The sequence below is a fragment of the Rhizobium sp. KDH_Rht_773_N genome (assembly GCF_052946295.1).
This window is the reverse complement of the sequence record NZ_CM129525.1, coordinates 1,666,591-1,690,128: the sequence shown is the minus strand read 5'-3', so window position 1 is coordinate 1,690,128 and position 23,538 is coordinate 1,666,591. Positions and strand designations below refer to the sequence as shown.

Below are 23,538 nucleotides of genomic sequence, written 5' to 3'. Positions count from 1 at the left end.
AAAACAATGATCTAGGGATTTTCCCGTCTTGAAATGTCCTAGATCGCCGTGCGTGCCCGAAGTGCTGCCGACAGCGTTCCCTCGTCCAGATAGTCGAGCTCGCCCCCCACGGGCACGCCATGCGCCAGGCGCGTAATCTTCACATTGAGGTCTGCGAGCTGGTCGGTGATATAATGCGCCGTCGTCTGTCCCTCGACGGTCGCATTCACGGCGATGATGATTTCCTTGACGCCGCCTTCGCCGACGCGGTTGATCAACCCGCGGATATTGAGGTCGTCAGGCCCGACGCCGTCGAGCGGCGAGAGCGTGCCGCCAAGCACATGATAGGCGGCGTTCAGCGCGCCGGCCCGTTCCAGCGCCCAGAGGTCGGAAACATCTTCGACGACGATAATCACGGACTGGTCGCGCTGCGCATCGGTGCAGACCGTGCAGGGATCGACCGTATCGACATTGCCGCAGCGCGAGCAGATCTTCACCTTGTCATAGGCCTCACCCATCGCATGCGACAGCGGACCGAGAAGCTGGTCCTTCTTCTTGATGAGATGCAGCGCCGCCCGCCGCGCCGAGCGCGGCCCAAGGCCCGGCACTTTCGCCAGAAGCTGGATCAGTTTTTCGATTTCGGGGCCGGTGACTCGCTTTGCCATGCGCCGTTATTAACTGATATGGAACGAAAACGGAATCGCCGAAGGATCGCCAGACCGATGAAAATCCTCGCCGTCTGTCGCGGCAGCGCCGAGAGGCTGCCGGGCAAGAGCTACAGGACCGGTATCTTCAAGCACGCCGTCGCCGGCGGCGTCATGATCGATGCCGAAGGCCTCGTCGGCGATGCCATCTGCAACAGGAAACATCACGGCGGCGTCGATCAGGCCGTCTATCTGGAAGGTTCTGCCAGCCTCGACTGGTGGGCGAGCCAATTCGGCCACCCGGTCGAGCCGGGCACTTTCGGCGAGAATCTCGTCATCGAAGGGCTCGATAACCGCGATGTCGCGGTTGGCGACCGTTTCATGACGGGCGAAGTGATCCTCGAAGCCACCTCTTGCCGCATACCCTGCGCTACGTTTGCCGCAAGGATGAACGATCCGAAATTCGTCAAGCGCTACACCCGGGCAGCCCGCCCCGGCATCTATTGCCGCGTGATATCAAACGGAATCGTCGAGGCCGGAATGCCGGTCGACCATAGACCCTTTTCCGGCGCCCGGGTCACGATGCCGGAAATGATGGAAACCTTCGGGCGCCGGCTTTCCGCCGCAGATCGCAGCCGCTATCTGGCCGCACCCATTCACTACAAGCTGCGCGACCTGCTGGAAGCCCAGGCATAGAGTTCAGCGCATCGCAATCGTGACGGCAGCTCCCGCCATCGTTCCGGCACTCACCCGGTTGGCGATCCGTACGGCGCGCCGGCTCTTCAGCAAAGCGCGTGCCTTTGCGGCAAGCAACATCCAGCTGAAATCGACGATGGCCAGAACGACGAACAGGGTAACGACAAGCTCGGCCCAGCCGGCGAGCGATACTGAGGGGATGTCGATGATCGACGGCAGAAGCGCCACGTAGAACATCATGATCTTCGGATTGCCGAGCGCAATCGCGAGACCCGTCAGAAACATCCGGCCGCGCGAACGCTGCTGCGGCAATTCCTCTTCCTCGACATCGGCTTTGGCAAACCACATCCGCCAGGCGAGATAGAGAAGATAGAGCACGCCGAGCCACTTGATGACGACGAAGACGTGATAGAAGCTTTCGGCAATCGCCGAAAGGCCGGCAATGGCGCAGGTCAGCCAGACCGCATCCCCGGCCCACATGCCGAACAGGAAGGGCAGCACGTCACGCGCACCCTTCGAGATGACGCGGGCAACAAGCGCCGCAACGCTTGGTCCCGGTGTTCCCGCAGCAATGAAAAGGGCGCCGGCGAAAACCAGCAGCGTCGTTACCGTCATCATCTCCCGTTTCCCCCTCCGGGGTCAGTCATACCGGATCAATCGATGAGATCAGAACGGCAGCTTGAAGCCGGGCGGGATCGGCAGGCCGGCGGTCAGCGCCTTGGTCTTTTCGGCAGCGATGGCTTCGGCCTTGTCCTTGGCGTCCTTATGGGCGGCAACGATCAGGTCCTCGAGGATTTCGACATCGTCTTCCTTGAAAAGGGAAGGGTCGATCTTCAGGCTCTTGAGTTCGCCCTTGCCGGAGATGACGACGGTGACGAGCCCGCCGCCGGCCTTGCCTTCGGCAGTCAGCTCGGCGATCTCGGCCTGCATCTGCTCCATCTTGGCCTGCATTTCCTTGACTTTGCCCATCATGCCCATGATGTCGCGCATCGTCTTCTCCTTCTTGAAATCAAAATTCTATGTCGTCGCCGGGCAGGATATCGCCCTCTTCGGATTCGGCAGCGGCAGGTGGCTTGATGTCCTCCGCTTCCTCCTCCGGCGACGGTGCGCGCACGCGCACGTCGATGATCTTGGCGCCCGGAAACTGGGCCAGAATCGCCGCGACGTCGGGATCCTGACGTGCGTCGCTGACCCGCTGTTCCTGTGCTTTTGCCTCCGCCTCCACCATCGTCGGCCCGCCTTCTTCGCGGCTGGTGCTGACGATCCAGTGGATTCCGGTCCATTCCTTGAGCTTGACGGCAAGCTCGTTGAGCAGCGTACCCGGCGCGCCCTCGGTAAGGTTCACATCCAGCCGGCCGGGCTCGATACGCACCGGCCGCACGAAATTGCGCACCAGCGCCTTCAGCTTGACGTCCCGCTTCTCGGTGGCGAGGTCGACGATATCGCCGATCGAATTGACCGGCACGAGCGGCGTCGGCGCTTCGGCCGGCTTCGTCTCGACGCGGCCGATATTCTGCGGCTCGGGGTTGGGCACGGCCCGCAGCATCGCGGTCGGTCCCGAAGGTTGCGGCCGCGGCGCAGGCTCGGGAGTCCGTGCCGTCACATTCGTCTGGTAGGGAACGCGCGTGCCGCCGCCATTGCCCGAGGGCGCAGACGGAGACGGGCGTGGCGCGCCGCCGTCGCTGGAAAATTCTGCGAGCCGGCGCGCCGCATCTTCGGGTGCGGGCAGATGTGCTGCGTGTGCCAGCCGGATCAGCACCATCTCGGCCGCGCCCGCCGTGCGCGAAGAGTTCTCCGTCTCCGGAATACCCTTGAGCAGCATCTGCCAGATGCGCGACAGCGTGGTGACGGCAACCCCTTGCGCGAATTCGGCCGCCTTGGTGCGCTCCACTTCGCTGAGCGAGGGATCGTTTGCGGCATCGGGCACATATTTCAGCCGTGTCACCAGATGCGTGAAATCGGCAAGGTCCGTCAGCACCACGACCGGGTTGGCGCCCGCCTCGTACTGGCTCTGGAATTCGTTGAGCGCGCTTGCGACATCGCCGCGCACGATATGCTGGAAAAGGTCGACGATGCGGGCGCGGTCGGCAAGGCCAAGCATGCCGCGCACGGCTTCCGCCTGCACCACGCCGCCGCCATGGGCGATCGCCTGGTCCATCAGCGACAGGCCGTCGCGCGCCGAGCCCTCGGCAGCGCGCGCGATCATCGCCAGCGCATCCGGCTCGGCCTCGATGCCTTCCTTGGCGGCGATCGTCGAGAACAGGCCGACGAGATCGGAGGCGCTGATGCGGCGCAGGTCGAAACGCTGGCAGCGGGAGAGAACGGTAATCGGAACCTTGCGGATTTCCGTCGTCGCGAAGATGAATTTCACATGTTCCGGCGGCTCTTCGAGCGTCTTCAACAGCCCGTTGAAGGCGGCTGTCGACAGCATGTGCACTTCGTCGATGATATAGACCTTGAAGCGCGCCGAAACCGGCCGGTAGCGCACCTGCTCGATGATCTCGCGGATATCGTCGATGCCGGTATGCGAGGCGGCGTCCATCTCGATCACGTCGACATGGCGGCCTTCCATGATCGCCTGGCAATGTTCGCCCGGCACCCGAAGGTCGATCGTCGGCTTGTCGATCTCGGCCGTCTTGTAGTTCAGCGCGCGCGCCAGAATGCGCGCCGTCGTCGTCTTGCCCACGCCGCGAACGCCGGTCAGCATATAGGCCTGCGCGATGCGGCCCGTCTCGAAAGCGTTGGTCAGCGTACGGACCATCGGCTCCTGGCCGACCATCAGGTCCGTAAAATCCTTGGGGCGGTATTTGCGTGCCAGCACCCGGTATCCGGTGCCCGTCGAGGCGGCATCTTGTGATTGTCGCTCGGTGTCGCTCATCGCCCTGCTTATGCCCGAAAGCCCGGGCTTCTTGGAAGAGAAGGTGGGAGGCTGGCACGATGACCCGTGCCGGGGCTCGTTAGGGCTGCTTCCTTCCGGACCTGACCCGGTTGGCGAGTGGCTCGTCCACCACCAACCTCCCGGATGCACATATCGGCAAAAACGTCATCAAAAGCAAGCCAAGCTCCGAAAAAACTGCTAGTCCATTGGAAAACATGAGGAGAATGCCCTTGAGCGATTTCGTGCTCGACCCCAGGCTCGACAGTGACAGCACCAGCATCCTGGTGATCGGCCTGTGCGACGTCAGGCTGTCGAAGGACGCCCGTTGGCCCTGGCTGATCCTGGTGCCGCGCCGGGCCGGCATTACGGAGATATTCGAGCTGACCCCGCTCGACCAGGTGCTGCTGACCTTTGAGATCGATCTCGTCGCCGCAGCGCTCAAGAAGATCACCGGCGCCACAAAAATCAATGTCGGGGCTCTTGGCAATATCGTCCGCCAGCTTCATGTTCATGTCATTGCGCGTTCCGAAGGCGATGCGAACTGGCCGGGTCCCGTCTGGGGTTTCGGCAAGGCCGAGCCTTACGAGGAGGCAACAAGAAACGAATTCATAGTAAAGCTGCGGGAAGCCCTTTCACCATGAGTCATTCGCTTTTCGATTCGGATGTACCGCATCCGGAACCCAGCAATCTCACCGCCTTTGCCGCCAACGACCTGAACCGCGACAGCGAGCATCGCGACGAGGGCTCGGTCGAAAAGGCGCTTGCCCGCGAAGGAACCCATATTTTCGCCTTCGCCAAGGACAAGCTGGTGCTCAAGCATGATGGCCAGGTGCTCGATCCGCTCTTTGCCCGCTATGAACTGCAGGAACTGAAGCCGAACTGGGACGAAACCGTGCTGCTTGGCTATCGCAAGACCGGCGAACCGCGCCTTGCCGTGCCTGTCGGCATCGATGTCGATGATATGGCGAGCCAGTACAAGCCCGTCGACGGCCGTTCGCTCTTCCGCGACGAGCTGGTCGACGAGATGCTGCTTGGCGAATTCGCGCAGGCAGCAAGCCTCATCCGCTGGAACAGCGACAACCGGTTCTGCGGCCGCTGCGGCTCGGCCATGGAAATTCACATCGGCGGCTACAAGCGGGTCTGCACCGCCTGCGAGCACATGATCTTCCCGCGGACCGACCCCGTCGTCATCATGCTGACGATCGACGAGGAGCGCGATCTCTGCCTGCTCGGCCGCAGTCCGCATTTTGCGCCGGGCATGTATTCCTGTCTGGCGGGCTTCCTGGAGCCCGGCGAAACCATCGAGAATGCCGTCCGCCGCGAAACGCTGGAAGAATCCGGTATCAGGACCGGCCGTATCCGCTACCATGCCTCCCAGCCCTGGCCGATGCCGCATTCCCTGATGATCGGCTGTTATGCCGAGGCGAAGTCGCGCGATATTCACCGCGACGAGACGGAGCTCGAGGATTGCCGCTGGTTCACCCGCGAGGAAACCGTCGAAATGCTGGAGCGCCCCGGCGCCAACGGCAAGGCGCCGCCGCCGAAGGGCGCAATTGCCCATCGCCTGATGCGCGATTGGGTCGAATGGAAACGTTAGGCAGGCACTGCAAGGTGGGGATGATCGACGTCCGGCCGGCCTGCATGAGGTCATAGCGATGGTGGCCCGTTCCGAACGGCTGCTGACCCTGCTTCAGACGCTCCGGCGCTACCGGCGACCGGTCACGGGTACGGTGCTGGCCGAAGAAACGGGCGTCAGCCTGCGCACGCTCTACCGCGATATTGCGAGCCTTCAGGCGCAGGGCGCCATGATCGAGGGCGAGGCCGGCATAGGATATGTGCTCAAACCCGGCTTCATGCTGCCGCCGATGATGTTTTCCGAGGAGGAGCTGGAAGCGCTGGTGCTCGGCTCCCGCTGGGTGGCGCGCGCCGCAGAGCCGCGCCTTGCCAATGCCGGCGCCGATGCGCTGGCCAAGATCGCGGCCGTGCTGCCGCCCGACATGCGCGAAATGGTCGATTCGGCCACGCTTTTTGTCGGCCGCAAACGGCAGGATGAAGACAAGGCGGATGTTTCGGCCATCCGCAAGGCGATCCGCCTGGAGCGCATCCTCGAGCTGCATTACGGCGACGAGCAGGGGCGTATCTCCCGGCGTCGTGTCTGGCCCTTCGCGCTCGGTTATTTCGAGCATGTGCGCATCATCATGGCCTGGTGCGAACTGCGCCAGGATTTCCGTCATTTCCGCACCGATCGCATCATCGACATGACGATCCACGACACGCGTTATCCGCGCCGCCGCACCGTGCTCCTCAAGGAATGGCGCGACACGCAGGATACGCCGATCGAACATTGACGCTACTGCCATAAACTGTCAGCAGGCAACGCTATTATCGGTACCAGTCCAGCAGGAAGGAGTACTGATCATGGGAATGCCTCAAGTCGTTCAATATACCGGCCGTCGTACGTCCGTCGAAGCCGGAAAAACCCTTCGTTTTCGTCTGGTGCGCCTGTTTGTGTACAGGCTCGTGACACAGTCATCGCGCCGTCCGCGCCTTGATCTCCAGACGATGCCGGCATGGCACAAGCGTGATCTCGGCTTCAATGACGGACAGGACTGGCGCGTCGGCGACGACCTTTTTCGCTGAAGCCGCCAGCAGGCATCACAAACATTCCTCCCGGTAAGAAACGGCGCTCTCTGTGGCGCCGTTTTTTGGAGACATGCTGCCATAAACTGGCAGCATGTGCTTTCGACCGGGCATCTTTCAACCCCAATGGAGAACCGAAATGGCCAGTCCCAATCTCATTATCCTCTATGTGAAGGATCCCGCCGAAAGCGCAGCCTTCTATCGCAATATCCTGAGCCGAGAACCCGCCGTGGAAGCACCGAATTTCGTTGCCTTCCCGCTCGATGGCGGGTTCACTCTCGGTCTCTGGCGCCGCAGCAGCGTCGAACCGCAGCCGTCCGCCATCGGCAATCGTGGCGAGGTCGCCTTCATGGTCGATGGAGAAAATGCCGTCGCAAAACAGTATGAAGACTGGCGCAGCCGCGGCCTGCCTTTCGCTCAGGATCTGACCGAACTCGATTTCGGCCCGACCTTCGTGGTGCTGGATCCGGATGGGCACCGGCTGCGCGTTTGTGAGCCGGATAAATAAGATGGCTATGCCCGGAGCCTCACCGATCGCCTCGGTGAGGCCCTGATGATGCCTAGAGGACGCCTCGCATCGGATGGCCCTTGTAAACGCCGAGAATACGAACCTTCTCGGAGAAGAAGCGCAGTTCTTCCAGCGCCCGGCGCACGTTCGCGTCGTTCGGGTGGCCCTCGATATCGGCGTAGAACTGTGTCGCCACGAATCTGCCGCCGAGCTGGTAGCTTTCCAGTTTCGTCATGTTGATGTTGTTGGTGGCAAAGCCGCCGAGCGCCTTGTAAAGGGCGGCCGGAATGTTGCGGACATTGAAGACGAAGGTGGTAACGATCTTCTCGTCGCTGGCAGAGCGCTCCGCCCATTCTTCGTCGCGCGACAGTACCACGAAGCGGGTCACGTTGTTTTCCGTGTCCTCGACATTCTCGGCGATGATATCGAGACCGTAGAGGTCGGCGGCCAGGCGCGGCGCGAGCGCGGCCATCGAGCGGTCGCCGGTTTCCTTGACGAGCTTTGCGGCGCCTGCCGTATCGCCGGCGATAACCGGCTTCCAGCCATTGGCACGCACGATCTTGCGGCATTGGCCGAGCGCGTGGATATGGCTGTGCACGGTGCGGATTTCATCCTTCGTCACACCCGGCAGTACCATGAGCTGAAAGCGAATCGGCATGAAATATTCGCCGATGATGTGCAGGCGCGATTCCGGCAGCAGGTGGTGGATGTCGGCAACGCGGCCCGCGATCGTGTTTTCGATCGGGATCATGCCGATATCGGCATCGCCGTTGTCGACCGCGGTGAAGGCATCCTCGAACGTCTGGCAGGGCAGCGGCTCCATGGTCGGGAACATGTCGCGGCTTGCCATGTCCGAATTGGCGCCGAAGTCGCCCTGGAAGGCGATCCTGTTGGTCTTGATATTCATGAGGAAAATCCGTCAGTTCGCCTTCGCGGAGAGAATGCGCCGCGCCTTTTCGAGGTCGGCTGGAGTATCGACACCGAGCGGAACCGTGTCAACGATCTCGACGTCGATGCGCATCCCGGCTTCGAGCGCCCGCAGCTGCTCCAGTGATTCGCGCTTTTCCAGCGTCCCGCGCTGAAGGGAGACGAAGCGCTCGAGTGCTTCGCGCCGATAGGCATAGAGCCCGATATGGTGGTAGAGCGGACCTTCGCCATGCGGCGCGGTCGTGCGGGTAAAATAAAGCGCGCGCAGGCGGTTGTCGGAAACCGGCGTGCCGACGACCTTGACGATGTGCGCGGCCGTCTTGTCCTCCTCGTTGTCGATCTCGGTCGTCAGCGTTCCGATATCGACCTCCGGGTTCTCGAGCGGGCGCAATGCGGCGCGCACGGTCTCCGGCTCGATCGTCGGAAGATCGCCCTGGACGTTGACGACGATTTTCGCCTTTTTGTCCGGATCGACGATCGTCAGCGCCTCGAAGATGCGGTCCGAACCGACTTGATGATCCTTGCTCGTCATGATCACCTCAAAGCCGGCGGCGGCCACGGTGTCGAAAACCTCCTGGTCGTCGACCGCCACGATAACGCGGCCGATTTCCGCTTCCTGCGCCCGTTTGGCGACCTGTACGATCATCGGCAGGCCGCAGATATCGGCGAGCGGTTTGCCCGGGAGGCGGGTGGAGGCCATGCGCGCGGGGATCAGCACGAGCACCTCATCTAATTTTGAATCTGTCATTGTTCGGGCCTTCTAATCCGGGCTGAAAAGTGGCAAAAAGTCTCACGCACAAGACCATTTAGACAGTTGCAACGAATAGCCAAAAGACATAGGTTCCGCGCAATTTCAAGATGGTCCGGTTTCTGGTCTGCCGGCTGCAAGGGGAGCATTGCAGATGAATTCATACGTCAATACGGCCGTGGGGGCGCTGCTGGGAACGATCTTCGTTCTGATGTCTGTCTCCATCGCGTCCGAAGGGATCTTCCACTCCGAGGCGCCGGAGAAAGAAGGTTTTGCTATCGTCGCCGAGGAAGCACCCGCCGCCGGCGGTGAAAGCGCACCTGCTGCCGTTGCCGTTCCGATCGCGCAGCTTCTCGCCAGCGCCGACGCCAAGGCCGGTGAGACCGTATTCAAGAAGTGTCAGGCCTGTCATGACGGCACCAAAGGCGGACCGAACAAGGTCGGTCCGAATCTCTTTGGTGTCGTAAATCGCCCGATCGCTTCGCATGAAGGCTTCGCCTATTCCTCTGCCATGAAGGACTTCTCCAAGGGCAGCAGCGAACATTGGACCTTTGAGAACCTCAACAAGTTCCTGCTGGCACCGAAGAAGGACGTTCCGGGCACCGCCATGGGCTTCGCCGGTTTGCCGAAGGATCAGGATCGCGCCAACGTCATTCTCTATCTGCACACGCTGGCAGATTCGCCGGCTCCGCTGCCGGATCCGAATGCGCCGACTGCAACGCAGTAAGACGCGACAGTTTTCGAAAAGGAGCCCGGCCGCAAGCCGGGTTTTTTTGTTGCCTCAGGCGCCCAGAATATAGGCCCAGAAGGAAACGGTGATGGCGCCGAGCGCCGTGGTCACTGTGATTGTCGAGGCGGCAAGGCTGTGACCGACGCCGAACCGGTTGGCGATCAGCCAGGCATTCACCCCGGTCGGCACCGACGCAGTCAGAACCAGCGCCGCCGCCCACGCGTCGCTGAGGCCGAAAAGATGGCTCGCGGCCCACACGCAGCCGGGCAGCAGCAATAGTTTGAAGGCGGAGGTCACGCTGGCGATTCCGACATTGCCGGAGACGCCGTATTTCTGGAGCGCCATGCCGAGCGAAATCAACGCCGCCGGACCGGCCGTGCCGGCGATCTGGCCAACGACGGAGCTGACCGTCGCCGGCATGGTCAAGCCGGAAACGTGAAAGGCCGCACCCGCCGCAATGCCGATAACCAGCGGGTTGTGCAGCAGGTTCACGCCGATCTGCTTCAAAACCAGGATCATGTTGCGGTCGCTCTTGCCGGAAATCTTGCGTTCGGCATGTTCCATCATGATCGTGCCGGCCACCATCATGATCGGCAGATGCACGGCCAGCAGGATGGAAAGGGCGACAAGCCCCTCGCTGCCCACGGTGCGTTCAACCAGCGGCAGGCCGATGAAGATATTGTTGGCGAAAGCCGAGGACACGCCGGCAAGCACGCCGATGCGCTCGTCGCGCCCGAAGAAACGGGTGGCGACGATGTGCCCGGCCGTCCATGTGACCGCAACACCCGCGAAATACACGACCCAGAGCCGGAACGGCGAAGCGCCATGGAAATCGGCCTCCGCGATCGTGCGGAAAAGCAGCAGCGGCACGGCGATCTTGAAGACGAATTCGCTCAAGGCATCGCCGACATCCGCTGTCAGCAGCCTTATGCGGACAATCAGCCAGCCGATGAGAATGAGAAGGAAGATCGGAAGAACGTCGAAGATGATGGCTGACATGAACTGCTGCTCTGCGGGGGGATAGCCGAGGTCTAAAACATGTCGCGCAAAGGTGTACAGAGGGTTTGCGAAACGGCATGCGAAAACAAAAGACAGCAAATTGCCGGCCATGACAAATGCCAGGGACGGAATATCTTCCGCGGCGCAACAAAAAAAGCGGGCCGAGCCCGCTTTTCCGCATCCGGTCCTGCCGGATAGCCGGTTGCGAAACTGCCAGTTCATCCGTGGTCAGTATCGTCCCGGTAAGGGTGAAGGGATCATCCCTCCCGTAACCGGCCATACGAGATACCTGCATGCCGGTGTTTCGATGTTATATCTAGGCAGGCAAGGTGACAGCGGCATGACGATTAAACGGCAGTTTTGCGAAGACTCGCGGGGGCGATCTGCTGTTTATCCTTTCAATACCGGCAAATTTCGCTAAGACCGATTACCGGCTATCACAAATCCGGGACTTCCCCTTTCATGACCAGATTCGATGTTCTGACAGTCGGCAACGCAATCGTCGATATTATCGCCCGTTGCGACGACCAGTTCCTCATTGACAACAAGATCACCAAGGCGGCGATGAACCTTATCGATGCCGAGCGTGCCGGACTGCTCTATTCCCGCATGGGGCCGGCGCTCGAGGCGTCCGGCGGCAGCGCCGGCAATACGGCGGCAGGCGTGGCAAGCCTCGGCGGCAAGGCCGCTTACTTCGGCAAGGTCGCGGAAGACCAGCTTGGCGAGATCTTCGCGCATGATATCCGCGCTCAGGGTGTTCACTACCAGACCAGGGCCAAGGGCAAGTTTCCGCCGACCGCCCGCTCGATGATTTTCGTCACCGATGACGGCGAGCGCTCGATGAACACCTATCTCGGCGCCTGCGTCGAACTTGGGCCTGAAGATGTCGAGGCCGATGTCGTGGCCGAGGCCAAGGTGACCTATTTCGAAGGTTATCTGTGGGATCCGCCGCGTGCCAAGGAAGCGATCCTCGACTGCGCCCGCATCGCCCATGAGAACGGCCGGGAAGTGTCGATGACGCTGTCCGACAGCTTCTGCGTCGATCGTTACCGCGGCGAATTCCTGGACCTGATGCGTTCGGGCAAGGTCGATATCGTCTTCGCCAATCGCCAGGAGGTCCTGTCGCTGTACGAGACCGACGATTTCGAGGAGGCGCTGAACAGGATCGCGAGGGATTGCAAGATTGCCGCCGTGACCATGAGCGAGGACGGTGCCGTGATCCTGAAGGGTAACGAGCGCCATTACGTCGATGCGATCAAGATCGACGAAGTGGTCGATACGACCGGCGCCGGCGATCTCTTCGCCTCAGGTTTCCTCTATGGCTACACAAAGGGCCGCACGCTGGAGGATTGCGGCAAGCTCGGCTGCCTTGCCGCCGGCATCGTCATTCAGCAGATCGGCCCGCGGCCGATGAAGTCCCTGTCCGAAGCCGCAAGGGAGGCGGGCCTTATTTAAAGGCCTCGCCCGGATAGGCACCCCAGATTTCCGACTGCGCCACCCAGCCTTCGGCGCCGTCGGTCTTTGCGAAGCACCATTCTCCGCTGCATTCGCCGATCGTGATCATCACGCCGGGTTCCAGCTTGGCGACGATGCTGGAAGACGGCTGTGCTTCGCGGCGCAGGTTCACATAGACACCCTTGCCCTTGCCCTTCATCCACGGCGCGGCGATGGCGGCGCGCTGGCCCGACAGGAGCGACTGATTGACCCAGCCCTCGGTGCCGTCGGCATCGCGGATCCGGCGCCAGTTGTCGTATTCCTGGATGATTTCGACCGGCAGCCCCGACTTCAGGTAGAGCCAGGAAACGGCATAGTCCGTTCCCGGCCCGATGCGCAAATTGACGCGCTTGGACTTCAACGTGACGAAACGCGGCAGCGGCAAGCCGCTCGGCCCCTTGGCGGCCGTCTGCGCTTGTGCAAATTCAACTGTGCCTGCCGAAACGGCAAAGGCAACCGCCAGAACGAGGCAGGAGTTCAAAACAGTGCGACGCATGGAAGCTTCCGTTGGCTCGAATTCGAATCAGGCCCTGCCTGCTCGTTTTCCGGGATTCCCCGGTCGCCTCGCGAGTTTTGTTTGTCTTCGCGTGCGGGTCTGGTAGAAAATGCCCGGAACGGGGAAATGATCGCCCAACTTGGTTAAAGACCTCTGAACAAGGCACCGCAAGCCGCTATGACGACGAAGAAAAAACCGAAGGTCTACATAACCCGCAAGCTGCCAGATGTCGTCGAAACCCGCATGCGCGAGCTGTTCGATGCCGAGTTGAATATCGATGATACGCCGCGATCCGTGCCCGAACTCGTCGAGGCCGTCAGAACCTGCGACGTGCTCGTGCCGACCGTGACGGATCGCATCGACGCCGCCCTCATCGAGGCGGCCGGGCCGCAGATGAAGCTGATCGCCAGCTTTTCAAACGGCACCGATCATATCGATGTCGAAGCCGCCGCCCGCAAGGGCATCACCGTCACCAACACGCCGAACGTGTTGACCGAGGACACCGCCGACATGACCATGGCACTGATCCTCGCCGTGCCGCGGCGGATCGGCGAAGGCGCGCGTGTGCTGACCGACGGGCCCGGCGAATGGGCGGGCTGGTCTCCGACATGGATGCTCGGACGACGCATTCATGGAAAACGAATCGGCATCGTCGGCATGGGCCGTATCGGCACGGCCGTTGCGCGCCGCGCCAAGGCCTTCGGCCTGTCGATCCACTATCACAACCGCAAGCGCGTCAATCCGGCGACCGAGGACGAGCTGGAGGCGACCTATTGGGAAAGCCTCGACCAGATGCTTGCCCGCGTCGATATCGTCTCGGTCAACTGCCCCTCCACGCCGGCGACCTTCCATCTTCTGTCGGCAAGGCGCCTGGCGCTGCTGCAGCCGACCGCCTATCTCGTCAATACCGCGCGCGGCGACGTGATCGACGAGGCGGCGCTCATCAAATGCCTGCGGGAGGGAAAGATCGCCGGTGCCGGGCTCGATGTCTTCGAGAACGAACCGATGGTCAATCCGAAACTGGTCAAGCTTGCCAACGAAGGCAAGGTCGTGCTGCTGCCGCATATGAGCTCGGCCACGATCGAGGGGCGTGCCGAGATGGGCGACAAGGTCATCATCAACATCCGCGCCTTCATCGACGGTCACAGGCCGCCGAACCGGGTCCTGCCGGGCCGGTGACGGCCGCGCGAACGATTCCTAGCCGGCCAGCACCTTCTTCATCTCGATGAACGTCACGCGCGAAAAGCCCGGATGGGATTTCTCCGCGGTCTTCTCGAAGCCCCAGGCCGCAAAGGTCGCGTGATTGCCGACAAGTTCGATCCTTGTCTCCAGCCGCAATGCCGGAAGGCCGAGATCGAGCGCTGTCTCTTCGGCGACAGCAAGCAGGCGCCGGCCGATGCCCGTGCCTTGTGCGGATGGCAGAACCGCGAGTTTGCCGACATAGAGGCAATCCGTCTCCGCGCGCAGGAAAATGCAGCCGACGAGCAGCCCGGCATTCTCCACGGCATAGGCGATTTCCGCCTTCGCCTTTTCCATGAGCGATTCCGTCGTCAGGCGAATGGCCGACGACGGCGGATCGATGCGGCCGTCCATATAGGCGAAGGATGCGAGGATGAGATCGAGCAGCTCGCCCCAGCGGGCAAAGCTCTCGTCGATGCGAAAAGGTGTCACGCTGTCTTGCCCTGTCGCGCGCGCCGGCGCTTGTAGCGGATCGTATCGAAACGGGCGGCAAGGGCGTCATAGAGCAGCAGGCGCCCGATCAGCGGTTCGCCGGCACCGGTGATGAGCTTGATCGCCTCCATGGCCATCAGCGTGCCGATCACGCCCGTCAGTGCGCCGATAATCCCCGCTTCCGCGCAGGCAGGGATCAATCCGGCCGGCGGCGCTTCGGGAAAGAGATCGCGATAGCAGGGGTTCTGGGTTCCGTCCTCGGCAGCCTCATAGGGTTTCAGCACGGTCAGCGAACCGTCGAAACGTCCGACGGCACCTGTCACGAGCGGAATACGCGCTTCTTCCGCTGCGTCGGCCGCCATATAGCGCGTGTCGAAATTGTCCGAGCCGTCAATCAGCAGGTCGAAGCCGCTAAGGTGCAGGCGCGCGGCAGCGGCCGAAAGGCGCTCGCTGAAACGGATGACCTTGATGTGCGGGTTCAGCCGCGCAATCGCACTGGCCGCGCTTTCCGTCTTCATCTCGCCGATCGTGCCGGAATCGTGGATCACCTGCCGCTGCAGGTTGGAGAGCGAGACACGGTCGTCGTCGGCAATGCCAAGCGTCCCGACCCCGGCGGCGGCCAGATATTGCAGGATCGGTGCGCCAAGCCCTCCGGCGCCGATGACAAGCACGCGCGCCGCCTTCAGTTTCTGCTGGCCCGCCCCGCCGATTTCCGGCAGCAGGATATGGCGGTGGTAGCGTGCGATTTCGTCCGGGCTGAGGGGTTCCATGCGCGGAATGCTATCACGCCCCGGACCGCCAGGAGAAGCGCTATCGCTCATTCGAAAACCCTCCCGTCGGCAACCGTGAAAAACTGTGCCCGCTCTGCAAGTGCTGCAAACATCTGATGGTCCGTTCCGGTCATGAAGGCCTGGCCGCCGAGCCCGTCTATGAGGTCGAAGAGTGCCGCGCGGCGTCCCTCGTCGAGATGTGCGGCGATCTCGTCGAGCAGCAGCACCGGCGCATGGCCCGTAAGGTTGCCGACGAGCCGCGCATGGGCAAGCACGAGGCCAACCAGCAGCGCCTTCTGCTCCCCGGTGGAGCAGCGCGCCGCTTCCATCTGCTTCTGGCGATGGTGTACGATAAGGTCGGCGCGATGCGGCCCCTCCAGCGTACGCCCGGCGCCGGCATCGCGGTAACGGCTGGCGGCGAGCGTTGCCGCATATTCGTCTTCCAGATCGACCGAGGGCCGCGAGAACTGGCCGTCCATGAAGCCGGAGAGCTGCAGCGACGCGGACGGGAAGGGGGAGGTTTCGCGGTTCTCCTCGATCAGGCGCGTCAGCAGGCCGAGCATTTCCTGCCGGGCGAGCGCCATGGCAATGCCGAGGCTTGCCATCTGCTCCTCGATGCCGGAAAGCCAGGAAGGGTCGAACCGGCCCTCGTCGAGCAGCTTGTTGCGGCTGCGCATGGCGCGCTCGAAGTCGCTGGCCCGCCTTCCGTGCTCAGGATCGAGCGACAGGACAAGCCGGTCGAGGAACCGCCTGCGGTCGGACGAGCCGCCGGTAAAGAGGCCGTCCATTGCCGGGGTCAGCCAGAGCACGCGCAGATGGTCCGCCAGCTCGTCGACCGTTTTTGCCGTCGTCCCGTTGATGCGCAGCCGGCGCGTGGTCGCCTCGTCGCTGGTATCGATCCCCGTTCCGATCTCGACAGCGCCTTCCATGCCGTCCAGTTCGGCAAAGATCGAAAATCCGCCGGCAGCACCGACGCGGGTGATGTCGCCATAGGCGGCGCGGCGCATCCCGCGCCCCGGCGACAGGAAGGAGACCGCTTCCATCAGATTGGTTTTGCCGGCGCCGTTGTCCCCGGTCAGCACCACATGCCGCCCGTCCAGCGTAAGCGAGGCCGCCGCGTAATTGCGAAAGTCGGTCAGCTTCAGACGGGAGAGGGCAACCTTGTGCGGCATCGGAAATCCGGAATCATCAAGGCTGACAGCTAAGCCGAAGCCATCAGGATATCAAGGCTGAGAGCCACTTATGTCCCTAATGCCGGCGCGGCGGCGGCGCCTCGAGCTGTGCCTCGGCCTCCGCGATCGCCTTTTCGATCCAATAGAGCAGATCCGGCCGGTCTTCGATCGAGCCGCGCAACGATTTCAATGAATCGAGGATCATCGTCAGTTTCTGGCGGCGCATATCGATGACGATACTGTCGGCATCAGATTTCCCGGTGGGGGCGGATGTCATGCAGTACTCGAAGCCTCCTGAATGACCGGTATTACAGGTGTTCCGGCGCGACTAACTATCGATCCAGGCAATGAAGTCAACTACAGGGTGTTCAATTTTTCGCGACATCGCCATCAAGTCATCAGACAACGAACACAAGTTGCAAAACACCCGGAATATCAGGCCGTTTTCGTAGCGTAATGCCCAAAAAAAGTCGGTTGAAAATTGCAACTTGCGGGTTGAGATATTCAGCTGACGCTATATGGTAAATAACGGGTTTACCGGGGAGAGAGTGCAGCAGTGCCAGATCCGATTGATATCATTGTCGGTCGCAACGTGAGACAGCTTCGCGCGCGCCGACGTGTTTCTCAACTGGAACTCGGCGAAGCACTCGGCCTTACATTCCAGCAGATCCAGAAATACGAGAAGGGCACGAACCGCGTCTCTGCCAGCAAGCTGCATCAGATAGCGGTCTTTCTCGGCGTGGACATTTCCGAGCTTTTCGAGGGCACGGGAATTTCCCAGTTTGCCAACCGCGTCGAGCTGAGCCCCGAGGCCTATGAACTGGCGGTCAGCTATGACAGGTTGAGTTCGGTTGCCGGCAAGCAGGCGGTCAAGACGATCCTCAGCCTCATATGCGGTGAGACAGCCGAAAACGCCGCTTGAGGCGCTGCAGCCCGCATCCTTGAAATTGACGGTGCCTCAGTGAAGCTCGCGCTCGTGCAGTGCGACGAGCAGGGCATCCTGCGTCTGATGTCCGGCATGATAGAGGTCGATCGCGATGCTGGCGATCGAAAGGCCCTGCTGGCTGCGGAGCTTGATGTTGCGTTCGGCGCACCACGAATAGAGCGCACCCGCCAGCGCATCGACATCTTCGGACAGGCAATTTGAAAAGTTCGTTGCCGACATGGAGATACCCTCTGTTAGTCCCGGACTGCGCGCCAAAGACAGTATGGATTTCACCAACTTGCAAGTCTCATCGGATCTGTGCGTTAACACAAAACGTCCGCGCGCAGGCATGCGTCCCGGCTTGAAACAGGTGTGCCGAATTGGAACGCACATGAAAAAGCCGGAGGCGGAACCTCCGGCTTCGTAGCCTTGCCAAATGCCGGGGTCGAGCGCCGGGATCAGCCCTCGAAGAATTCCTTCATGCGGGCAAAGAAGCCCGTCGATTCCGGATTGTTCTCCTTGGAGGAGAGCTGCTCGAATTCCTGCAGCAGCTCGCGCTGGCGCTTGGAAAGCTTCTGCGGCGTCTCGATCTGGATCTGGATATAGAGATCGCCCGTCTGGCTGGAGCGCAGTACCGGCATGCCCTTGCCCTTCAGGCGGAACTGCTTGCCGGCCTGCGTGCCTTCGGGAACGGTGACGCGCGATTTGGTGCCGTCGAGCGTCGCCACGTCGAAAGTGCCGCCGAGCGCGGCCGTCGTCATGGAGATCGGCACGGCGCAATAGAGGTCGGCCCCGTCGCGCTGGTAGAATTCGTGCGGCTTTACCGACAGGAAGATATAGAGATCGCCCGCCGGGCCGCCGCGCATGCCGGCCTCGCCTTCGCCCTGCAGGCGAATGCGGGTACCGTCCTCGATGCCGGCCGGGATGTTGACCGAGAGCGAGCGCTCTTCGGTTACACGGCCCTGGCCGTGGCACTTCGGGCACGGGTCGGGAATGATCTGGCCGCGGCCGTGGCAGGTCGGGCAGGTGCGTTCGATCGAGAAGAAGCCCTGTGCGGCGCGCACACGGCCGGAGCCCTGGCAGGTGCCGCAGGTTTTCGGCTGCGTGCCGGGCTTGGCGCCGGAACCGGAACAGACGTCGCAGGTGATGGACGTCGGAACACGGATCTGCGCCGTCTTGCCGGAGAAGGCTTCCTCCAGCGAGATTTCCATATTGTAGCGAAGGTCGGCGCCACGTTCGCGGCCGCCCGAAGAGCGCTGCCGCCCGCGGCCGCCGCCCATCATCTCGCCGAAAATATCCTCGAAAATATCGGAGAAGCCGCCGCCGGCAAATCCGGCGCCGCCGCCGAAGCCGCCGGGACCGCCCATGCCGCCCTGCTCGAAGGCCGCATGGCCGTAACGATCGTAGGCCGCGCGCTTCTGCGGGTCCTTCAGCGTTTCGTAGGCTTCGTTGATTTCCTTGAACTTGCGTTCGGCGTCCTTGTCATCCGGGTTCTTGTCCGGATGGTATTTCATTGCCAGCTTGCGGAAGGCGCTTTTCAGCTCTTTCTCATCCGCCGTCTTGGCTACACCCAGAGTTTCGTAAAAGTCCGCTTTTGCCAATTTAAGCCCCGGAAATGGATTTCCGGCTGCCATGGTGAGCAGCCGGATGTCTATCGTCTAGCGTAGGCCGCAAGCCCGCCGGTTAAGCGGACTTCTTGCGATCGTCGTCCTTGACCTCTTCGTAATCGGCATCGACGACATTGTCATCATCAGCCGAAGCGTCGGTCGTGCCGCCTTCGGCCTGCTGGGCTTCGTAGATCGCCTGACCGAGCTTCATGGAAACTTCCATGAGCGTCTGGGTCTTGGCCTTGATGTCCTCGGCATCGACATCGGTCGCTTCCGTTGCGGACTTCAGAGCGGCAATCGCATCGGAAATTGCGGTGCGGTCGGCTTCGGAAACCTTGTCACCGTAATCCTTGAGCGACTTTTCCGTGGAGTGGATCAGGCTTTCGGCCTGGTTCTTGGCTTCCACACCTTCGCGGCGCTTCTTGTCTTCGGCAGCATGGGCCTCTGCATCCTTGACCATCTTTTCGATGTCGGCGTCGGACAGACCGCCGGAGGCCTGGATGCGGATCTGCTGTTCCTTGCCGGTGCCCTTGTCCTTGGCCGAAACCTGCACGATGCCGTTGGCGTCGATGTCGAAGGTCACTTCGATCTGCGGAACGCCACGCGGTGCCGGCGGCAGGCCGACGAGGTCGAACTGGCCGAGCAGCTTGTTGTCGGCAGCCATTTCGCGCTCGCCCTGCGAGACGCGGATGGTGACGGCCTGCTGGTTGTCTTCCGCGGTCGAGAAGGTCTGGCTCTTCTTCGTCGGGATCGTCGTGTTGCGCTCGATCAGACGGGTGAAGACGCCGCCCAGCGTCTCGATGCCGAGGGACAGCGGGGTCACGTCGAGAAGCAGGACGTCCTTGACGTCGCCCTGCAGAACGCCGGCCTGGATGGCGGCGCCGAGAGCGACGACTTCATCCGGGTTGACGCCCTTGTGCGGCTCCTTGCCGAACAGCTGCTTGACGACTTCCTGCACCTTCGGCATGCGGCTCATGCCGCCGACGAGAACGACTTCGTCGATTTCGGCAGCGGTGACGCCGGCATCCTTGAGGGCGGCCTTGCACGGAGCGATCGTGCGCTGAACGAGATCGTCGACCAGGCTTTCCAGCTTGGCGCGGGTCAGCTTCAGCGTCAGGTGCTTCGGGCCGGAAGCGTCGGCCGTGATGAACGGCAGGTTGATTTCGGTCTGCTGCGAAGAGGACAGCTCGATCTTTGCCTTTTCGGCAGCTTCCTTGAGGCGCTGCAGGGCGAGCTTGTCGTTCTTCAGGTCGATGCCGTTGTCCTTCTTGAACTCGGCAACGAGATATTCGACGAGACGCATGTCGAAGTCTTCACCGCCGAGGAAGGTGTCGCCGTTGGTGGACTTCACTTCGAAGACGCCGTCGCCGATTTCGAGGATCGAGATATCGAAGGTACCGCCGCCAAGGTCGTAGACGGCGATCGTCTTGCCGTCCTTCTTGTCGAGGCCGTAGGCGAGCGCGGCAGCGGTCGGCTCGTTGATGATGCGCAGCACTTCAAGACCGGCGATGCGGCCGGCATCCTTGGTTGCCTGGCGCTGCGCGTCGTTGAAGTAGGCGGGAACGGTGATGACGGCCTTTTCGACCTTTTCACCGAGATAGGATTCGGCGGTTTCCTTCATCTTCTGAAGGATCATCGCGGAAATCTGTGCGGGCGAGTAGCCCTTGCCGTTGGCTTCGACCCAGGCGTCGCCATTGTCGCCCTTGACGATCGAGAAAGGAACGAGACCCTTGTCCTTTTCGACGGTCGGGTCGTCGTAGCGGCGGCCGATCAGGCGCTTTACGGCGAAGAGGGTATTCGTGGGGTTGGTGACTGCCTGGCGCTTGGCCGGCTGCCCGACGAGGCGTTCGCCGTCATCGGAAAAGGCCACCATGGAAGGGGTCGTACGCGCGCCTTCCGCATTCTCAATGACCTTTGCGTCCTTGCCGTCCATGACTGCGACGCAGGAATTTGTCGTTCCAAGGTCGATACCAATTACTTTTGCCATGTCATTCTCTCCTTGAAGCAAGCTGTCGGAACCCCGGAAAGGCATTTCCCTGACAGCCCCTTACGGGATGGGTCTACTAAGATTACGCAATCGTGATTGCGGTGATGCGGCGTATATAAGGAGCGGTTTTCTGGACTGCAAGGCGAGAAATGGCCCGGAATCCAGCAAAACGAATGTGTTGCATTCAATTTTTACAGTAGCCGGAAAAGGGTCTGCTTCGCACCGTCAAACCGTGCAAATCTTGCGTGCCGAGCCTTGCGCGGGACGTGCTCCCGCAAGCTATCTTATCCCTTTCAATACTGTCTACTGTCCCTATTGCCCCATGATCAGATCGAGCAGCGTCGTGCGGTGCGGCTGCGCCCCTGACGATGCCTGCGGCCCGCCGACATCACCGGGCGGCACCATGTCGTCATAGCCGCCGCCGGCGACATCGGCGGGCGGCACGGGTCTACCATTGGCCGGCATCGCCCGCGGCTGTCCGGGCGCCGGCGGATAGCGGTTCAGGTCGTCATTGCCGCCGAAGACGCCGGAAATGATGCTGCCGACCGTCGAAGGCTGCTCGGGCGCCGGTTGCGCCTGCGCCATCGGCTGGCCAGTGTTGGGATCGACGCCGGGATTGGCGGCGGGATCGCCAAACGTCTGGCCCATGCCGAACAGCGGTGCCGGCGAAAGCCCCTTGTGCGCGGCCACCATGAATTCCTTCCAGGCCTTGGCCGGAAGGCCGCCGCCGGTCACTTTCTTCATCGGCCTGCCGTCGTCATTGCCGAACCATACGCCCGTCGTCAGGTTGCTGGTAAAGCCGACGAACAGCGCGTCGCGCGAATTCTGCGTCGTGCCGGTCTTGCCGGCCGCCTGCCAGCCGGGAAGCTTGGCGCTCGAACCCGTGCCGCCGTTGATGACGCCCATCATCATCATGTTCATTTCGGCGACGATCTGCTCGGACAGCACGCGCGGCGGATTGTCGTAGGTGTTCTCGTAAAGCACCTTGCCGTCGGCGGTCGTCACCCTGCGGATGACATGCGGCGTCGCCTTGTAGCCACCGTTCATGAAGGCGGCATAGGAGGCCGTCAGCTCCATGAGCGAGACTTCCGAGGTGCCGAGCGCGATCGAGGCGTTGGGCTGCAGCTCCGATTCGATGCCGAGGCGATGGGCGAGCTTGATCACCTGGTCCGGCCCGTCATACATCACCAGCTGGGCGGCCACCGTGTTCAGGGACTTGGCGAGCGCGGTCCTCAGCGTTACCTCGCCATTATATTTCTTCTCGTAATTTTCGGGCGTCCAGTTGCCGATGCGGATCGGCGCGTCGTTGAAGACGCTATCCGGCGTCAGGCCCTTTTCGAGCGCGGCCGCATAGACGAAAGGCTTGAAGGAAGAGCCTGGCTGGCGTTTGGCCTTGACGGCGCGGTTGAACTGGCTTGCCGCGTAATCCCTGCCCCCGACCAGCGCACGGATCGCGCCCGTGCCGTCGATCGAGACAAGGGCCGCCTGCGACGCATCGAACTTGCCGCCTTCCTTGTCGAGCACCCCGGCCAGCGACTGTTCCGCCTTCTTTTCGAGCGTCCTGTCGATCGTCGTATCGACGATGACGTCTTCCTTCACGTCGCCGACCAGCCCCTGCAGCTCGTCCATCACCATATCGGCGACATATTGTCCGGCGCCCGACCAGTAGCTGCGGGCAGAAGCCGGCGTCTGCGACATGGCGGTCTTGATCTCGTCGGCGCTGATATAGCCCTGGTCGCGCATTGCCTGCAGCACGACCTGCGCGCGGGCATTGGCCGCTTCCGGATCGCGCGCCGGTGAAAGCCGCGACGGCGCTTTGACGAGGCCCGCAAGCAGCGCCGCTTCGCCGAGATTCACGTCGCGCGCCGACTTGTTGAAATAGCGTCGCGCCGCCGCTTCCACGCCATAGGCGTTCGAGCCGAAATAGACGCGGTTCAGGTACATCGCAAGGATCTGGTCCTTGGTGTATTTCTGCTCCAGCCAGAAGGAGAGCAGCACTTCCTGCACCTTGCGCTCCAGCGTGCGGTCGGGCGAGAGGAACAGGTTCTTGGCGAGCTGCTGCGTCAGCGTCGAACCGCCCTGGATCGGCTGGCCGGTGAGATTGTTGACGAAGGCGCGCGCCAGCCCGAAAGGATCGACGCCGAAATGCGAATAGAAGCGCCTGTCCTCGATGGCGATGATCGCTTCCGGGATATAGGGCGACATATTGTCCAGCGACAGCGCCTCGCCGCCGGTCGCGCCGCGGTTGGCGATCACGCTGCCGTCCACGGCGGTGATCTTGACGTTCGGCGGCCGTTCCGGAATTGCCCAGGTGCTGGCGCTCGGCATGCGCGAACCATAGTAGAGCACCAGCCCGGCAACGCCGATGCCGGCCCAGATGCCGAGCACGATGCACCAGTAGACGACCCTGCGCAGGAACGCGAACAGGCCGCCGCCTTCGCGTTCGCGCCGTTCGGGGCGGCGCTTTGCCGGCGCGCGGCGGGGAGCGGGCGGCCTGGACGGACGCCTGGAAGCGTGCCGCCCGTCGATGCGCTCATCGGCATCGAGCGCAAATTCGTCATCCTCCTCGCGGCCGCGGCCGTTGAAGGACGGTTCGATCCTGTCGTCTGATCTGCGTCTGGCTACCATCGTGAAGTGGCTGAACCCTTGCTATAAGACCGCGCCACC

General features: G+C 62.1%; 26 protein-coding genes and 1 other RNA gene. 10 read left to right on the top strand and 17 right to left on the bottom strand.

The window, feature by feature from the left end; genetic code table 11:
• Positions 1-38: 38 nt before the first annotated feature.
• Positions 39-644: a recombination mediator RecR gene (gene recR, locus ACU8HS_RS08625; RefSeq protein ID WP_112564905.1), complete on the bottom strand. Its 606-nt coding sequence runs from the start codon at positions 642-644 to the stop codon at positions 39-41.
• 57 nt (positions 645-701) lie between these two features.
• Between recR and ACU8HS_RS08620 the strand changes: the two genes are divergently transcribed.
• On the top strand, positions 702-1,319 hold the full coding sequence (locus tag ACU8HS_RS08620; RefSeq protein ID WP_447015751.1) for an MOSC domain-containing protein: 618 nt from the start codon (positions 702-704) through the stop codon (positions 1,317-1,319).
• Positions 1,320-1,322: 3 nt separating this feature from the next.
• Here ACU8HS_RS08620 and ACU8HS_RS08615 read toward each other — a convergent pair whose 3' ends face one another.
• The 4 genes from ACU8HS_RS08615 to ffs form a co-directional block, all read right to left on the bottom strand.
• Complete coding sequence (locus tag ACU8HS_RS08615; protein WP_112565637.1) at positions 1,323-1,934, bottom strand: LysE family translocator; 612 nt, start codon at positions 1,932-1,934, stop codon at positions 1,323-1,325.
• 51 nt (positions 1,935-1,985) lie between these two features.
• On the bottom strand, positions 1,986-2,309 hold the full coding sequence (locus ACU8HS_RS08610) for a YbaB/EbfC family nucleoid-associated protein (protein WP_112564909.1): 324 nt from the start codon (positions 2,307-2,309) through the stop codon (positions 1,986-1,988).
• Between the two features lie 19 nt (positions 2,310-2,328).
• Positions 2,329-4,197: a DNA polymerase III subunit gamma/tau gene (locus tag ACU8HS_RS08605; protein ID WP_112755097.1), complete on the bottom strand. Its 1,869-nt coding sequence runs from the start codon at positions 4,195-4,197 to the stop codon at positions 2,329-2,331.
• A gap of 43 nt (positions 4,198-4,240) precedes the next feature.
• Positions 4,241-4,338: signal recognition particle sRNA small type (gene ffs / locus ACU8HS_RS08600), an RNA gene on the bottom strand.
• Between the two features lie 89 nt (positions 4,339-4,427).
• Between ffs and ACU8HS_RS08595 the strand changes: the two genes are divergently transcribed.
• The 5 genes from ACU8HS_RS08595 (at position 4,428) to ACU8HS_RS08575 (ending at position 7,345) form a co-directional block, all read left to right on the top strand.
• Entirely contained in the window at positions 4,428-4,838 is a 411-nt protein-coding gene (locus tag ACU8HS_RS08595) for an HIT family protein (RefSeq protein ID WP_112755099.1), read from the top strand.
• Positions 4,835-5,794, top strand: a complete 960-nt coding sequence (gene nudC / locus ACU8HS_RS08590; RefSeq protein ID WP_112705655.1) for an NAD(+) diphosphatase — start codon at positions 4,835-4,837, stop codon at positions 5,792-5,794. Before ACU8HS_RS08595 ends, nudC begins: the two co-directional genes overlap by 4 nt.
• Before the next feature lie 58 nt (positions 5,795-5,852).
• Positions 5,853-6,545, top strand: a complete 693-nt coding sequence (locus tag ACU8HS_RS08585; RefSeq protein ID WP_112564917.1) for a helix-turn-helix transcriptional regulator — start codon at positions 5,853-5,855, stop codon at positions 6,543-6,545.
• A 70-nt stretch (positions 6,546-6,615) separates the two neighbouring features.
• The gene (locus ACU8HS_RS08580) at positions 6,616-6,837 is read left to right on the top strand and encodes a hypothetical protein (RefSeq protein WP_162702879.1); all 222 of its coding nucleotides are present in this window, start codon (positions 6,616-6,618) and stop codon (positions 6,835-6,837) included.
• 139 nt (positions 6,838-6,976) lie between these two features.
• Positions 6,977-7,345 carry a VOC family protein gene (locus tag ACU8HS_RS08575; RefSeq protein ID WP_112564919.1) on the top strand — a complete coding sequence of 123 codons (369 nt, stop codon included), beginning with the start codon at positions 6,977-6,979 and terminating at the stop codon, positions 7,343-7,345.
• Between the two features lie 52 nt (positions 7,346-7,397).
• Here ACU8HS_RS08575 and ACU8HS_RS08570 read toward each other — a convergent pair whose 3' ends face one another.
• Together ACU8HS_RS08570 and ACU8HS_RS08565 are read right to left on the bottom strand one after the other, a co-directional pair.
• Positions 7,398-8,252 carry a prephenate dehydratase gene (locus tag ACU8HS_RS08570; protein ID WP_112564921.1) on the bottom strand — a complete coding sequence of 285 codons (855 nt, stop codon included), beginning with the start codon at positions 8,250-8,252 and terminating at the stop codon, positions 7,398-7,400.
• 12 nt (positions 8,253-8,264) lie between these two features.
• The gene (locus ACU8HS_RS08565; protein WP_113412638.1) at positions 8,265-9,020 is read right to left on the bottom strand and encodes a 3-deoxy-manno-octulosonate cytidylyltransferase; all 756 of its coding nucleotides are present in this window, start codon (positions 9,018-9,020) and stop codon (positions 8,265-8,267) included.
• A 154-nt stretch (positions 9,021-9,174) separates the two neighbouring features.
• Here ACU8HS_RS08565 and ACU8HS_RS08560 point away from each other — a divergent pair, with 154 nt between their 5' ends.
• Positions 9,175-9,747: a c-type cytochrome gene (locus tag ACU8HS_RS08560; protein WP_112754194.1), complete on the top strand. Its 573-nt coding sequence runs from the start codon at positions 9,175-9,177 to the stop codon at positions 9,745-9,747.
• Between the two features lie 54 nt (positions 9,748-9,801).
• Here ACU8HS_RS08560 and ACU8HS_RS08555 read toward each other — a convergent pair whose 3' ends face one another.
• Positions 9,802-10,749, bottom strand: coding sequence for an AEC family transporter (locus tag ACU8HS_RS08555; RefSeq protein ID WP_112754251.1), 948 nt, complete (start codon positions 10,747-10,749; stop codon positions 9,802-9,804).
• A 462-nt stretch (positions 10,750-11,211) separates the two neighbouring features.
• On the opposite strand from ACU8HS_RS08555, the gene ACU8HS_RS08550 reads away from it, so the two are divergent.
• On the top strand, positions 11,212-12,204 hold the full coding sequence (locus ACU8HS_RS08550) for an adenosine kinase (protein WP_112705657.1): 993 nt from the start codon (positions 11,212-11,214) through the stop codon (positions 12,202-12,204).
• Here the strand turns inward: ACU8HS_RS08550 and ACU8HS_RS08545 are convergent.
• Positions 12,197-12,739, bottom strand: a complete 543-nt coding sequence (locus tag ACU8HS_RS08545; RefSeq protein ID WP_112754191.1) for an SH3 domain-containing protein — start codon at positions 12,737-12,739, stop codon at positions 12,197-12,199. The genes ACU8HS_RS08550 and ACU8HS_RS08545 overlap by 8 nt on opposite strands.
• 177 nt (positions 12,740-12,916) lie before the next feature.
• Between ACU8HS_RS08545 and ACU8HS_RS08540 the strand changes: the two genes are divergently transcribed.
• Entirely contained in the window at positions 12,917-13,918 is a 1,002-nt protein-coding gene (locus tag ACU8HS_RS08540; RefSeq protein ID WP_113412637.1) for a 2-hydroxyacid dehydrogenase, read from the top strand.
• Positions 13,919-13,936: 18 nt separating this feature from the next.
• On the opposite strand, the gene ACU8HS_RS08535 is transcribed toward ACU8HS_RS08540, so the two are convergent.
• From ACU8HS_RS08535 to ACU8HS_RS08520, 4 genes are all read right to left on the bottom strand, one after another.
• The gene (locus ACU8HS_RS08535; RefSeq protein WP_112705660.1) at positions 13,937-14,410 is read right to left on the bottom strand and encodes a GNAT family N-acetyltransferase; all 474 of its coding nucleotides are present in this window, start codon (positions 14,408-14,410) and stop codon (positions 13,937-13,939) included.
• Positions 14,407-15,231 carry a molybdopterin-synthase adenylyltransferase MoeB gene (locus ACU8HS_RS08530; protein ID WP_113412636.1) on the bottom strand — a complete coding sequence of 275 codons (825 nt, stop codon included), beginning with the start codon at positions 15,229-15,231 and terminating at the stop codon, positions 14,407-14,409. Before ACU8HS_RS08530 ends, ACU8HS_RS08535 begins: the two co-directional genes overlap by 4 nt.
• Positions 15,228-16,352, bottom strand: a complete 1,125-nt coding sequence (gene recF / locus ACU8HS_RS08525; protein ID WP_112754183.1) for a DNA replication/repair protein RecF — start codon at positions 16,350-16,352, stop codon at positions 15,228-15,230. Before recF ends, ACU8HS_RS08530 begins: the two co-directional genes overlap by 4 nt.
• 76 nt (positions 16,353-16,428) lie before the next feature.
• Positions 16,429-16,629, bottom strand: a complete 201-nt coding sequence (locus ACU8HS_RS08520; protein ID WP_112564942.1) for a hypothetical protein — start codon at positions 16,627-16,629, stop codon at positions 16,429-16,431.
• A gap of 279 nt (positions 16,630-16,908) precedes the next feature.
• On the opposite strand from ACU8HS_RS08520, the gene ACU8HS_RS08515 reads away from it, so the two are divergent.
• Complete coding sequence (locus ACU8HS_RS08515; protein WP_112564944.1) at positions 16,909-17,274, top strand: helix-turn-helix domain-containing protein; 366 nt, start codon at positions 16,909-16,911, stop codon at positions 17,272-17,274.
• Positions 17,275-17,310: 36 nt separating this feature from the next.
• Here the strand turns inward: ACU8HS_RS08515 and ACU8HS_RS08510 are convergent, their stop codons facing one another.
• The 4 genes from ACU8HS_RS08510 to ACU8HS_RS08495 form a co-directional block, all read right to left on the bottom strand.
• Positions 17,311-17,517, bottom strand: a complete 207-nt coding sequence (locus ACU8HS_RS08510) for a hypothetical protein (protein WP_007813896.1) — start codon at positions 17,515-17,517, stop codon at positions 17,311-17,313.
• A 218-nt stretch (positions 17,518-17,735) separates the two neighbouring features.
• Entirely contained in the window at positions 17,736-18,878 is a 1,143-nt protein-coding gene (gene dnaJ / locus ACU8HS_RS08505; protein WP_112564946.1) for a molecular chaperone DnaJ, read from the bottom strand.
• Between the two features lie 82 nt (positions 18,879-18,960).
• On the bottom strand, positions 18,961-20,871 hold the full coding sequence (gene dnaK, locus ACU8HS_RS08500) for a molecular chaperone DnaK (protein WP_112564948.1): 1,911 nt from the start codon (positions 20,869-20,871) through the stop codon (positions 18,961-18,963).
• A gap of 312 nt (positions 20,872-21,183) precedes the next feature.
• The gene (locus ACU8HS_RS08495) at positions 21,184-23,499 is read right to left on the bottom strand and encodes a transglycosylase domain-containing protein (RefSeq protein ID WP_447015750.1); all 2,316 of its coding nucleotides are present in this window, start codon (positions 23,497-23,499) and stop codon (positions 21,184-21,186) included.
• Between the last annotated feature and the right edge of the window lie 39 nt (positions 23,500-23,538).